Origin of the sequence: Variovorax ureilyticus (assembly GCF_037889935.1) — a bacterium.
Lineage (GTDB): Bacteria > Pseudomonadota > Gammaproteobacteria > Burkholderiales > Burkholderiaceae_C > Variovorax > Variovorax ureilyticus.
Map to the genome: position 1 here is coordinate 14,304 of NZ_JBBKZU010000005.1, position 13,089 is coordinate 27,392.

Annotated in this window: 7 protein-coding genes; all 7 read right to left on the reverse strand. The window is 69.9% G+C overall.

All coding sequences use genetic code 11. The annotated features are described in order from the left end of the window. Positions 1-11: 11 nt before the first annotated feature. Positions 12-5,405 (reverse strand): peptidoglycan-binding protein, encoded by a 5,394-nt coding sequence (locus WKW77_RS12555; protein WP_340357181.1) that lies wholly within the window; start codon positions 5,403-5,405, stop codon positions 12-14. Further along, on the reverse strand, positions 5,384-7,531 hold the full coding sequence (locus WKW77_RS12560; protein WP_340357182.1) for a CHAT domain-containing protein: 2,148 nt from the start codon (positions 7,529-7,531) through the stop codon (positions 5,384-5,386). Before WKW77_RS12560 ends, WKW77_RS12555 begins: the two co-directional genes overlap by 22 nt. A 21-nt stretch (positions 7,532-7,552) precedes the next feature. Next, positions 7,553-8,311 (reverse strand): gasdermin, encoded by a 759-nt coding sequence (locus WKW77_RS12565; protein ID WP_340357183.1) that lies wholly within the window; start codon positions 8,309-8,311, stop codon positions 7,553-7,555. A gap of 110 nt (positions 8,312-8,421) precedes the next feature. Continuing rightward, positions 8,422-9,339 carry an acyl-CoA thioesterase gene (locus WKW77_RS12570; protein ID WP_340357184.1) on the reverse strand — a complete coding sequence of 306 codons (918 nt, stop codon included), beginning with the start codon at positions 9,337-9,339 and terminating at the stop codon, positions 8,422-8,424. 72 nt (positions 9,340-9,411) lie between these two features. Further along, a complete protein-coding gene (locus WKW77_RS12575) occupies positions 9,412-10,761 on the reverse strand; it encodes an FAD-dependent oxidoreductase (RefSeq protein ID WP_340357185.1) in 1,350 nt (449 codons plus the stop codon). Beyond that, positions 10,758-11,735, reverse strand: coding sequence for a Bug family tripartite tricarboxylate transporter substrate binding protein (locus WKW77_RS12580; RefSeq protein WP_340357186.1), 978 nt, complete (start codon positions 11,733-11,735; stop codon positions 10,758-10,760). Before WKW77_RS12580 ends, WKW77_RS12575 begins: the two co-directional genes overlap by 4 nt. A gap of 122 nt (positions 11,736-11,857) precedes the next feature. Further along, positions 11,858-12,928, reverse strand: coding sequence for a gentisate 1,2-dioxygenase (gene gtdA / locus WKW77_RS12585; protein WP_340357187.1), 1,071 nt, complete (start codon positions 12,926-12,928; stop codon positions 11,858-11,860). Positions 12,929-13,089: the final 161 nt, after the last annotated feature.

Consider the following 13,089-nt stretch of genomic DNA (forward strand, 5'->3'; position numbering starts at 1 on the left):
GGCCGCCGCCTTCATCGCGGCACGCCTGCCAGCAGCGGATCGAAGGCCGGGTCGACGGCGAACAGTGCGATGCCGGCGCTGGCGACCGGCAGCCACGGGTCGCCGCCGTCCGCATCCGCCACGGAACGCAACTGCCGCACCAGCTTGCCCGGCACGAGGCCTTCCGCGATGCCCCTCGTGAGCCGCTCGGACAGCACCCGCTGCTCACCGGGCATCCCCAGGCCCGTGGCGATCACGGTGGGCAGCGGCCCGTAGGCGAAGAGCTGCGCCGCGAACGCATTGCGCAGCAGCAGTTGCCGGAATGTCTCGTCGCGGCTGTAAGGGCGCGGCGTGTCGACGATCACGAGGGGCATGCCGGCCTCCGGTGGCCGCTCGGCGATGAAGCGCGCGAGCGGACTCGCGCCGAAACCCTGGCTGCCGAGGTCCTCGTAGCCGGCGGCGAACTGGAGGCCGAGTTCACGGCTGGAGCGCGATTGCGAGATCGGCGCCGCGATGTGGATCACCGAGGGATGCGCGCCCAGCATCTCGCGCAGGCGGGACGGATCGGGGACTTCGAGCACGTCGCATTTCAGGCCATGCTGGAGATAGAGCTGGGCCAGGTCCGTTCCGCTCGCGGAGAGACCTCGTTGCGCGGCCACCTGGACGTCGGCATGGGGCGTGATGAGCAGCACGTGGGTGGCACGCAGTCCTTGCGGCGCCTGTTGCTGCGCCATTCGGGCCTGCAGGCGCACCAGCGTTGCGCGGTCGAGGCGACCATCCGCCGGCAGCCCTTCGGCGGCCTGGAACCGGCCGAGCGCGGCCGCCGTCGCGGGCCCGTGCAAGCCGTCTGGCACCACCTTGGCACCCATTAGGCGGGACAGCGCCCGCTGGGCCCACGCGACACGGTCGCGCGGCGTCGCACGGTAGGGTGCGCGCCAGAAGTCCCGAACGCGCGGGTCCATCGAGAGCGGCAACTGCCCATTGGGGACATGCACCATCAGCTCCCACGGCAGCGCCTGCATGCCCGGCTGCACGCATTCGAGCACGAGGTCGAGCACGGGCACGTCGCGCAATGAAGGCGGCAGCACGCTCTCGGCCATCAGGCGGCCGAAGCGCATGCCGGCCTCCACGCCGAGCGCGGTGGCCTCGTGGGCCGCGCCTTCGCCGAAGCGGCCCGAGGCGAACTCGGCCAGCAGCCCGTTGATGGGCGAACGCACCGTGTAGTCGATCAGGTTGCGTGCGATCCGGCTCGGCGTGAAATCGAACAGCGTCACCGAATCGGGCCGCTCGAAGCGCAGCCCGAACGTGAGCCGCTCGTCGCCCCCATCCAGCAGTGGTACGCGCGACGACGGCGCGGTGGAGACCTCGGCCTGCGCCGCGTCCTCGTCCCCTTCGGGCAGGCCGAGTTCGGTGCGGATGCGCCGCGCGCGGTCCAGCAGTTCCACCGGGCTCGCCTCGCCCCACGCGTCCGCGCCGGACCGGGCGAGGCGGGCCTGCAACGTCAGCGCGCGGATGTCGAGTTCAGAGCGCGGCACATCCGGCCGGTCGAGCGCGCGCTGTGCGCTGCGCAGCAGCTGCAACGCGCGCCTGGTGAGCCCCGCCGCGATGTCGCGCCTGGCCTGGTCGACCTGAACCGCCGCGCACAAGGTCCGGTGGGGCCTGAACTTCGCGACGAAGGCGATCAGCCATCGCTGCGGGAGCGCCTCGCCGGGATCGATGCCCAGCCGGTCGCAAGCGAGCGCGAGATCGCGGTGCCACAGCTCCGCAGGCGCCTCCTCGGCCTGGCGCAGCCGCAGGGCCCGGAGCTCGTCCGCGGCCTTGTCGCCGAGTCCCACGATGCGCAGCAGTTCGGCGCGCAACAGCGTGAAGCGCAGGCGGTCGCCCGGATGCAGCCTCATGTAGCCCGGGAGGTCGAGCGGCTTCACGCGCGTCAGCACGTCCAGTGCCTTGGCGGTCGCCTTCGACACACCGGCGACCGGCGCGCAATAGCGCAGGCCGCGCAGCAGCGTCAGGCGCGCGCCGCTGCAGTCCAGCGTCTTCAAGGCCTCGTGCAGCGCATCCAGGAACGGCACGCGGTCGTCCGGCACGTGCAGGGCCAGCGCCGCCACGGCGAGCTCGACCCGCCAGTTGATCGCGTTGTGACGCAGTTCCGGCCGCAGGGCTTCGGCCCGATGCAGCAATTGCAGCGCGGTGGCGGGGTCGCCGCGGCGGTCGTGCAGCACGGCGCGCAGCAGCGTGTGCTCGATGCGCACCCGCGCGACTTCGTCGGCCAGGGCATCGTCGCTGTCGATGAGGTGCTCGGCGGCCTGCCCCAGGTGGCCGATGTCGAGCAGGTACACGCGCGCCTTCTGCAGGCGCGCGAGCACCTCGCTCTGGTGGTCGGACCGCTGCGCGTACAGCTCCATCGCTTCCTGGTGCAGGTCGAGCGCGGCACCGAACTCCATCAGCCGGCGCGAGGCATGGGCCCGCGTCGCGAGGCCCTCCAGTCGCAGCGCCGTCAGCTTGCGTTCCGCATGCGGCTTGAGACGCAGCGCGCGCAGCCGCTCCTTGATGCGCTGCGCGGCCTGTTCGGCCAACTGGATCGCCTGCTTCGCCTCGCCGGCCCACGAATGCAGCGCGGCGGTTCGCACCAGTTCCTCGGCATCGTCGGTGTCCGCCCCGGGCGTTTCCAGCGCCTTGCCACGCCGGACGATCGCCGCGTGCAGCAGGCCGCACCAGGCCTCCAGCACGGGCTGTTCCCGCGCGACCAGCCGCCGGCCGGCCGTCGCTTCGTCCGCATCGACCCAGCGCCGGTTCGTGCGGCTGAGTTCCTTCATGCGGTCGAGGCACTCGCGCATCGCGCCGGCGCGCTGCCCCTGCTGGATGCGGTAGGCGATCGATGCGACCACCGCCTCCGCATACGACTCGGCCTCGCCGCGCTGCCAGGCGAGCTTGCCCCAGGCGACGCCGAAGCTGCGGGCCAGCTCCGGATCGCGCTGCGCGTAGCCGCGTTCGAGCGCCAGCAGCAGTCCGGCCCGGTGATCGCCGGACAGCCGCCCGCCGAGCCCGGACGCCATCTGGTCGAGTCCGCGCGTTGCCGCGGCTTCATCGACCGCGAGCGCATAGCGCAACCGCCCTTCGACGTCGGGCGGCACCGGATGCTCGGCCGTCCCGACCAGATCGTCGTAGCGCGCCAGTTGCCTGCGCGCCTCGTCGAGAAGCCGGGCCTGCGATTCCTTCGCGGACCAGCGTTCGCTCTCTTCGAAAGTCGTCTGCGCCAGCACGAAGCGCGCGTGGGCCGCCACGCGGTTCGGCACGAGGCGCACCGCCTCGCGCGCCACCGCCGAGCCGGCCTCGCTCTCGCGGAGGTCTTCGGAGAGCACGATCGAGGCGAGGCTGCGCAGCGCGTGCGCATCGTTCGCATACTCGCGCAGCCGCCGCTCCCAGTCGGGGGTCGCATGGGCGCCGCGCAACTGGAAGTCGTGGTAGGTCAGCATGGCCAGCGATTCGGCCGCCGGACGCGTCCTGTTGCGCAGCTCGCTGCGCGCGTGGCGGATGGCCGCGCGATGGATCTGCGCGACCACCGGCCGCTCGGCGCTCAGCAGCGCGCGGCGCATCGGGTGGCTTACCACGGGCTGGATGACGACGGAATCGCCAATCTCGGTGTCGACCGACACCCAGGACGACGCGCCCGCGAAGTCCCGCAGGCCCTTCCACATCTCGTCGTAGTCCAGCGGTTCCATCGAGGCCCAGAGCGTCTTCCAGTCCTTGTGGGACACCGCGTCCTGAGCCGGATCGTCGGCGCGCCGGTCGCCGCGCGCGACCAGCCGCATCGGCTTGCCCAGCACGTTCTCGACGAAGTTGCGCGTCAGCCTGCGCGCGAGCACGCCGTAGCGCAGCAGCAGGTAGATGCGGCGGTCGGCGATGCGCTTCATCACGCGCTCGATCAGGTAGAGCATGTCCACGTCGACGCCACGGCCGAGGTCCTCGACCCGGATGCCGGGCGTGGCGAGCAGGATGTCGGCATAGAGCGCCAGCTTGAACGGACTGCCGCCGGCGCGCTGGACGACGCCCGCGATCACGGCCTCGTTCGGCGGCGTCGCGATGCCGGTGAGACGCCGCTGCAGATAGGCCCGCGATTCGGCATCGTCGAAGGGCGCGACTTCGCAGGGGTTGATGCGGTCGCCGAAGTCCTTCTCCACCTCGCCGAACTGCTCTTCGAGCGAATAGCGCCCGGACAGGATGAGGATCAGCCGTGGCGTCGCGGGGGGCGAGGTCTCTTCCTCGAGCCGGCTGCGCACGGCCTCGATGGCCGTCACGACGGCATGCATGTTCACGCGATGCCTGAGCGCGGCCTCCTCCAGCGTGTCGAACACGAGCACGACGGGGAGTCCCGCGCAACGCTCGATGAGCGTGTGCACGAAGCGGTCCGTGATCTCGGCCTCCAGGCGGCGCGCGCTTTCGCTGCTGCTGCCCGAGTGCCCCTCGGCCAGCCGCGACGACACCAGCCCGCGAAGCTCCGCCACGGCGCGAAGCATCTCGTGGAACGGGCCGCCCGCGATCTGCGCGTTCAACCGCTCGGCCAGCTTGGCGAGGAAGAAGACGGGTGCCAGCTCCTGTTCCGGCTGGTCGAAGAAATCGAAATCGATGCGCGAGATCGGGATGCCGCGCGGCAGGCAGTAGCGCGCGGCCAGCCAGCGCAGGAACATCGTCTTGCCGCTGCCGCCCGGCGCATGCAGCACCATGATCGAATGCCGGTCGTCGCGCAGCAGGGTCTCGAAATCGTCGAAGACCTTGCGGCGCTCCAGGTAGCGGCCGGTGCGGAAGTAGTCGTCGGCGAAGGCGCGCCGGGCCTGCAGCAGGCCCTGCTCCTGGGTCATGAAGGTCGAGAGCGCCGGGCTCACGAAACGGGCGACTTCGGCCGGCAGCGACAGCATCGAGGTGCAGCGCGCCAGATCGAATCGGTCGCGCGCGGCGGCGTAGTCCCGGCGCCAGGCCGCTTCGGCTGCCGCGCTGTTGCATGCCAGGCGGTGATAGAGCACTTCGAGTTCACCGTCGCTGCCCCGCCCCTTGAACCAGGCGGCGATGCGCCGGTTCAGGCGCTGGAAGAAGACGATGCGCCGAGGCGACATCCACCGCCTCTGCAACATCTCTCGCCGGCGGGTATCGAGCGAATACCAGCCGGGCCGCCCCGGACTGGGCCGGATCCCGGGCAAGGCAATCACCCGCTCGAACGGCCAGGCCTGCGCATCGACCCGCGCGGCCGGCCGAAGGATCTGCGCGAAGAGCTCGGCGTTGAACCGGCGCACGAAAGCACACCGCCGCAGCACGCGCAGATCGCCCGATCCCAGCAGCACCGTGGCAAGGTCGCGGCCGGCCATCGCCGCCTCGATCAGGGCCTGCACCTCCGGCGGCAGGGGTACCTCTAGGGGTTGAACTGCTTGCATAGGTTGTCCACCGACTTGAGCAGCTCGGCATTCCAGGTGTCGTTGCGCCGGTGCTGGTCGAGCAGGGTCTGCAGCATGGGCGGATACCACACCTCGTCGCAGATCTGCTTGGCCCACTGACGGCACAGATGGCGTGCGATGCGGTGGACGTCCGCCCGTGCGAAGTATTCGAGCCGCACCACCTCGGGCACGCGCGTGAGGCGCTCCAGTTCGCTCCGGCAGGCCTCGTACTGCTCGCCGCTGAGCACGAGGATCAGTCGCACCCCCTTGACGCTGCCCATGGCGATGGGCCTGAGGAGCCCGTTGGGCAGCCACTTCGAGAGGGTGTTGGGCTCCAGCCCCTCGAGCTGGTCGAGCACCAGCACGAGGCCGTTGGGCGTCGCGCACTTGACCAGCGCGTCGCGGAACTGGGCCGCCGTGTCCTCGAAGAAAGTTTCCGGAATGTCGCTCTGCTCGGCGAGGCCGACACCCAGGTCCTGCACGTCGTCCTTTCCCGTGTAGGGCTCGAAGTGCGTGAGGCCGCGCTGGCGATGGTTGAGCCCCCAATTGAAATCGCGAAAGGCAGAGGCGGGCAACCTGCCGCTGTCGGCGCGCTTGGGCAACTCGGACGGTGTGCGCCGCTTGCCGTCCCGAATCCAGCGCATCGCGTCCAGCCAGTCCACCGGCTCGTCCTCGCCGAAGCCCACGCGCGCCACCGTGAAGCCCGCGCGCTGGCAGGCCTGTGCACTCCAGCTCGACAGATGCGACTTGCCGCTGCGCACGTCGCCCACGATCACGACCATGTGCGGCGCGGCGCCCGGCTTGGCGGCAGTGAACGCCTTGGAGCAGCGGATGGCCTCGTGCACGCGGCGGCGCTGCGCGACACGGGCGACGAAGCGTTCGGCCAGCAGTTCGCCGAGGACGTCGGGCGACTTCGGCAGCACCTGGTGCGGCAGCGCGCGCAGCGAGAGCACTGGGTACGACCAGTCCGGGTCGATCAGCACGTCGGCCGTGGGCCGGTGGCCGGACATCGCCAGGCGCGCGGCCTGCGCGGCGCTGTCGATCGGATGGTCGCCCGGTCCCATGAGTCCCATGTAGAACTCGCGCGCGAAGACGGCCGCCAGGTCGCCCGCGACGTCGCCCTGCATGCCGATGGTCGCGAGCGAGCCGGCGCGCAGGAAGGCATCCGAGATGCTCGACATCGGCGCCGGCTCCGCGCCCGGATCGCGGCCGGAGGTGCGGCAGGCGTTCAGGAAAGCCAGCCGCGGCGCGACCAGGTCGTCGCGGCTCTTGAACTGCGCGCGGATGTCGTTGAGCCGCCAGGGCACGAACTTGTACTCGCCGGCGCCGGGCCCGGGCTGGTAGAGCAGCAGTGCGTGCTGGTCCGGATCGGCACCGCCCACGCCGTGGCCGATGAAGTGGAGGATGTGCGGCTGGATGCTCTTCCATGCCGCCACGATCTCGGCCGGACCGGGGTTCTCCAGCACGTCGAACTCCACGTTGTAGCGGAACTCCCGGCATCCGAAGAGCCGCTCCAGCGCGCTCACCTCCTCGTCGGCACCGATGCCGCCGCCGGCCGCGCCCTTCTTGTCGGGCTCCGCGCAATTCACGACGAGCACGCGCAGCGGCCAATCGGTGGGCGGCGCGAGACTGGCCACGCCGATCCCGCGCGAAATGGGCGAGCCCGCCTCCAGGAACATGAATGCCTGGTCGCGCGTGCGCAGGCGTTCCCACGGCAGCAGTTGCAATGCATGCATGACGCGGTCGGAGGCCTTCTCGACGGGCTTGTCGGGCGCGATGTCGATCAGCGTGCGGCAGGCGCCCTGCTCGCGCAGGTCGTCCCACACGGTGCGGAGCTTGCCTCGCGCGAGCAGGGCGCGCAGGTAGATGCCCACCTCTTTCTGGACGCCCGCGCCTTTGGCCGCCGCCGCGTGGAGTTCGATGACGCGCGCGGCCGTCAGCGCGGTGCCGGGCTGGCCGGGATCGTCGACCGGCTCGTCCGGTGCGAGGCCGGCCGGAATGGACGACGTCGCGCCCCGGACCTGCACGAAGACCTCGGGCGGATCGTCGTCACAAGACCAGAGCGTGACCGGGAAGTCCTCGCCCGGCTTGCGGGGGGCTGCGATGCTGATCTTGAGTGTCCGCATCCTGTGTTAGAGCCGGCCGCCTCATTCGACCGAGAGCACGATGGCCCGCTGCGGCACGAAGGGCCGGCGCTCTTCGAGCAGATTGTTGCGATCGACTTCCTCGGGGTAGAGCACCCACTTGCCCTTCTCGCGCATGAGCTGCCCGGCCTTGTAGGCAAAGGCGACCGAGGTGTCGTTGGCGTTCTTGAACGAAATCGTGGTGGCGCTCGCGACCGACACCGAGCCCTTGGTGCCGACATCGAAATACGCGCCGACCTTGCCGCTGATGTCGTGGTCGAAGGCCTGCCGATCGCCGCGCGCCATGACCAGTTCGCGCGCATAGGCGTATTCGTAGGCCAGGTGCAGGCGCCCGTCTTCCACGTATTCGTGCGGAATGCCGTCGGTCGAGAAATCCTTGATCAGCGACAGAAGCCGCGCCGGATCGACGCTGAGGTAATGCACGTCGGTGAAGGCGAAGCTGAACTCCTTCGCCCCCGTGAAACCGAGGTCGATCTTCGGCACGGCATCGATGCCGATGCACTTGAGCGCCTGTTCGAGAAAGGACACCGCCGCATCGACCTTCTTGCCCGAGGTGTAGCTGTAGTTGATGTCGCCCAGCTTGCCCTCCGTCGGCGCCAGCCCGGCGGCGGCAGGGAGGAAATTCACGAGTTCGCCGATGCGCACCAGCCGGGCATCGTCGCGAAGGTAGTGGTAGACCTCCGGCGGCTTCACGCCGCTGCGGGGCAGAAACACCGGCTGATAGCCCAGCCTGTTCAGTGCCTTCACGAGTGCATCCGCCATGCGCTCCTCCTGCCAATGGCCGGCAAAGATGGGGTGGCGGCAATGATGCGGCAAGGCCGCCGTTCCGGCAATCGACCGGGCAGCCTACGCCGTCGGAAGGAGACGAGGGTTCAGACGGGCGCCGCGCGACCCGCGCTGGAGAGCAGGCTTCCCTTGGGCAGGATGCGGAGCATCCCTTCCTGCGCGGTCGAGGCGACGAGCCGGCCGTCGCGCGTGAAGACGCTGCCCCGGCAGAAGCCGCGCGCACCGCCCGCACTGGGCGAATCCAGCACGTAGAGCAGCCATTCGTCCATGCGGAAGTCGCGGTGGAACCACATCGCGTGGTCGAGGCTCGCGGGGCGCACCTGCCCGCTCATGAAGCTCAGGCCGTGCGGCAGCATCGCTGCGCGCAGCAGGCCGTGGTCCGATGCGTAGGCGAGGAGCGCGCGATGCACCAGCGGGTCGTCCGGCAGCGGCGCGATCGCACGCATCCAGAGTGCGCTCTCGGACGGGCGGGGGGCCGGGTCCAGCGGATCGTCGGGCTCGACGCGGCGGTATTCGATGCCGTGTGGCGCCAGGCCCTTGGGGCGGAAGTACTCCGGAAGACGGTCGCCGAGGGCGATGCGCTGGTCGAGCTCGCTCGGCAGGCCGTCGGGGCCATCGAGTTGCGGCATGGCGAGCTGGTGCTCGATGCCCTTGTCGACCGTCTGGAACGAGGCCGACATCTCGAAGATGATCCGGTCGCCCTGCCGCGCGACCACATGCCGGGCGGTGAAATTGCGGCCGTCGCGCACGCGGTCCACCGCGTAGTCGATCGGCGCATGCTCGCCCGGCAGGAGGAAATAGGCGTGCATCGAATGCACCGGGCGATCGGCGCCGACGGTGCTGCATGCCGCCATCAGCGATTGGCCGAGCACCTGGCCGCCGTAGACGGCCGGGGTGCCGATGTCTTCGCTTTGTGCGCGGAATCGGTCATTGCCCAGGGGTTCGAGGTGCATCAGCTCCACGAGGTCGTTGACGAGGCGGGCGGCGGTCGCGGGGTCGGTCATGGTGGGAAGCGCGGAAACGAGCCCGCAACGATAGCAAAGAGACAGCCGCCGCGCTGTCTCCTTGCTGTCAGCTCAGTGGTCGATATCCACCCCGTCCGCGACCAGCTTGCTCTGCAGCGCCGGCACATCGACCGCCGCGAAGCGGCCGGCGCCCAGCGAAGCCGCCGACGTGCCCGCCGCCTGCCCCATCACGAAGCAGCCGCCGCTCGCGCGCGCCGCGGACTGGCCTTCGTGCGTCATCGACGCGCAACGGCCGGCGACCAGCAGGTTGTCCACGCCGCGCGGCACGACCATGCGCCACGGCAGCTGGTTGTAGGTGCGGCGCTCGTCGCGCGGGAAGGCCCATTCGATGCGCCCTGCCGCGTGCATCTCCATCGGCCAGGCGTTGATGCCGATGCTGTCGTCGAAGCGCGCGGACGAGAGGATGTCCTCGCCGGTCAACGCGTAGAGCCCCTCGATGCGCCGCGTCTCGCGGATGCCCACCTGCGGCGCGATCTCGACGATGGCCGACTGCTCGAAGCCCGGTACTTCCGCCTTGAGGAAGCGGAAGTACTCGGCGATCTGCCGGCGGCCTTCGATCTCGCCGTCGCTGAGCTCGCGCGCATCGACGCCGTTCATCGCATCGCCCGCAGCATTGCGGATCTGCGTGACGTTGGCGCGCCATTCGCGCGGGTCGATCTGCGGGCGCAGGATCGCGCCCTCGCGCGGAAATCGATACGCATCCGGATCGCGCTCGCGCACCTTCGCCATCAGGTCGTTGATCGCCTTGAACTCGCCCACCGCCGCCAGCGCGCGCTGGGCATCGACATGCCCGACGCGGAACATGGTGGACGGAAAGAGCCCGCTGCCATGCCCGTCGCCGACCGCGAACGGAACGCCCGCGAAGGCCGCGACATCGGCATCGCCGCTGCCGTCGATGAAGGCATTGGCGCGGATCGCCTGCCGGCCCGACTTGGTCTCGACGACGAGCGCGGCGATGCGCCCGCCGTCCATCACCACCGATGCGGCGAGCGCATGGAAGAGCAGGTGCACGCCCGCGGCGAGCAGCAACTGGTCGGCCGCGCACTTGTAGACCGAGGTGTCGTACGAGCGCACGCGGATGCGGCCCTGCATCCCGTCCTGCGGCTTGTTGAGACCGCCGAGCGCGTCGATGCGGTCGAGCAGGTCGTCGGCCACGCCGTGCACCAGTTGCGTCATTTCGCCGTCGCGCTTGCCGTAGAGGCCCGCGAAGTTGGTCACGCCGCCGGCCGTGCCCATGCCGCCGAGGAAGCCGTAGCGCTCCACGAGCAGCGTGCGCGCGCCGTGGCGCGCGGCACTCACGCTGGCCGCGATGCCGGCCGGGCCGCCGCCGACCACGACGACGTCGTATTCGCCGAAGACGGGCAGCTCGCGCTGCGGCTCGATGACTGTCGCTGCGGTCATTGAAGCTTGATGTTGTTGGCCTGGATGATCTTCGACATGATCGCCGCCTCTTCCTTCACGCGTGCGCGCATGCCGTCGGGCGACGTGCCGACCGCCTGCCAACCCTGATCGAACAGCTTCTGGCGCACTTCGGGCGACTTCATGATGATCGCGAGTTCCTTGTTGATGCGCTCCTGGGCCGCCTTCGAGAGGTTCGCCGGTCCGAGCAGCGCCGTCCACACTTCGAGGTTGAAGTCCTTCACGCCGGCTTCGGAGAGCGACGGCACTTCGGGCGCCAGCGTGCTGCGTCCGCTGGTGAGTCCCACGGCGCGAAGCTTGCCGGCCTTGACCTGCGGCAGCGCCACGCCCGGCGGGATCAGCGCCATCTGCACCTGGCCGCCGATCAGCCCGGTGACCACTTGCGGGTTGCCCTGATAGGGTACGTGGATCGCCTTCATGCCCGGCACGCGGCTCTTGAGCTGCTCCATGCCGAGATGGCCGACCGAGCCCACGCCGACGGAGCCGTAGCTCCAGGTGTCGCCGGCCTTGCGCGCAGCGTCGAAGAAGGCAGTGCCGCCGGGCAGGTTCGCGGGCGCGACCAGCATCAGCGGCGCAGTGGCGATCAGCGACAGGTAGGTGAAGTCCCGGCCCGGGTCGTAGGGCAGCTTCGGATACAGCATCTTCGACGAGGTCAGGTTGCCGTTGATGACGATCCCGAGGGTGTGGTCGTCCGTGGCCTTGGCCACCTGGTCGGCCGCGATGTTGCCCGACGCGCCCGGCTTGTTGTCGACCACGACCGGCTGGCCCAGGGCCTTCGACAGCGGCTCGGCGATGGTGCGTGCCGCGATGTCGGGGGTCGATCCGCCGGGGAAGCCCACCAGCAGCCGGATCGGCTTCGTGGGCCATGCGGCGGCCTGCGCCATGGCGCCAAAAGGCAAGGCGCCTGCGACGAGGCCGCAGGCGACTGCAAGAAGAGCTCTCTTGGATGCGTGCATATAGCGAAACGGGGGGAAGAAAAAGGAAGGGGCCACAAGGATAGCCCCACCTGTGACCAGTCGTTACGCCAAGCCGATATAGCCCTCCGCGGCCCCATCGAACCGCCCGCGCATCGCACCGATCAGGAATCCGCGAGGAAGCTTTCGCGCAGAACGCCCATGGCCTGCTGCACCGGTCGATCGGAGAAGCTGAACAGCACCGCCTCTTCGCTGGCCGACAGGCGCAGCGGCGCCCACGACGGCACGACGAAGGTGTCGCGCGGGCCGAAGCCGAAGCGCTGGCCGGCGATCTCTGCGGTGCCGTGACCTTCGACCACGCTGTAGACCGCGCCGTCGGTCGCCCGGTGCGTCTTGCCCGCGAAGCCCTTCGGCAGCAATTGCAGGTTCGTCCCGATGGTGGGCATCGGCGAGCCGCCCGTCAGCGGATTGATGTAGCGCAGCTTGTGGCCGAGCCAGGCATCGGGCGCCTCCTGCTTCTGCAGTTGCGCGAGCGCCTCGCGGCTGCGCGCATAGGGGTAGTTGAAGATCGGCGAGGTCGGGCTCGCGTGGTCGTGCCGCACCGGCACCATGTTGTGGCCGAAGCGCGCGAGGCTGTTGCCTTCGGGCCGCGAGACATGCTGCACCTTCGCGTCGTCGTTCTCGGCGAAGCCGGCATCGAAGAAGCGCACCATGGGGATGTCGAGTCCGTCGAGCCAGACCACCGGCTCGCTCACGCCTTCGATGCCTTCGTTGCCATGGTCGTGCCAGGCCCAGGAGGGCGTGATGATGAAGTCGCCCGGATACATCGTGGTGCGCTCGCCGCCCACGGTGGTGTAGGCGCCCTTGCCGTCGACGATGAAGCGCAGCGCCGACTGCACATGACGGTGCGAAGGCGCGACTTCGCCCGGCATGATGAGCTGCAGCCCGGCGTACAGCGACTGCGTGATCGACGAGCGGCCGGGGATCGCCGGGTTCTCCAGCACCAGCACGCGGCGTACGGCCTCCTCGGCGGTGATGAGGTCGGCCGACTCCATGAGCAGCGGTCGGATCTCGTCATAGCGCCAGAGCGCCGGCACGCAGGGCGTCTGCGGCTCGCGGGGCACCAGGGCATGCAGCGATTCCCACAGCGGCGTGAGGTTCAGCGGGCGGATGCGCTCGTAGTAGGCGCGGCGTTCGGCTGCGTCGCGGTGCGCAACCCGGGTGGCGGTGTTCATGAAGCTTGTCTCCTGGCGGCAAGGCCGATGATGGGATTGTTGGGCGGGACCGCAGTCCGTTCAAGACCGGCAGCGTCTCCAAGGCGGCTGGCAGCCCGGCTGGGCATCACGCGCGACATGGTGGCGCGGCTGTCCGGCTCCTGAGTGCTTCGGCCCCCAAA

What these genes read in the sequence shown, in the direction of transcription:
- WKW77_RS12555 (WP_340357181.1), bottom strand. Translation starts at nt 5,405, where the DNA reads ATGCAAGCAGTTCAACCCCTAGAGGTACCCCTGCCGCCGGAGGTGCAG.
- WKW77_RS12560 (WP_340357182.1), bottom strand. Translation starts at nt 7,531, where the DNA reads ATGCGGACACTCAAGATCAGCATCGCAGCCCCCCGCAAGCCGGGCGAG.
- WKW77_RS12565 (WP_340357183.1), bottom strand. Translation starts at nt 8,311, where the DNA reads ATGGCGGATGCACTCGTGAAGGCACTGAACAGGCTGGGCTATCAGCCG.
- WKW77_RS12570 (WP_340357184.1), bottom strand. Translation starts at nt 9,339, where the DNA reads ATGACCGACCCCGCGACCGCCGCCCGCCTCGTCAACGACCTCGTGGAG.
- WKW77_RS12575 (WP_340357185.1), bottom strand. Translation starts at nt 10,761, where the DNA reads ATGACCGCAGCGACAGTCATCGAGCCGCAGCGCGAGCTGCCCGTCTTC.
- WKW77_RS12580 (WP_340357186.1), bottom strand. Translation starts at nt 11,735, where the DNA reads ATGCACGCATCCAAGAGAGCTCTTCTTGCAGTCGCCTGCGGCCTCGTC.
- gtdA (WP_340357187.1), bottom strand. Translation starts at nt 12,928, where the DNA reads ATGAACACCGCCACCCGGGTTGCGCACCGCGACGCAGCCGAACGCCGC.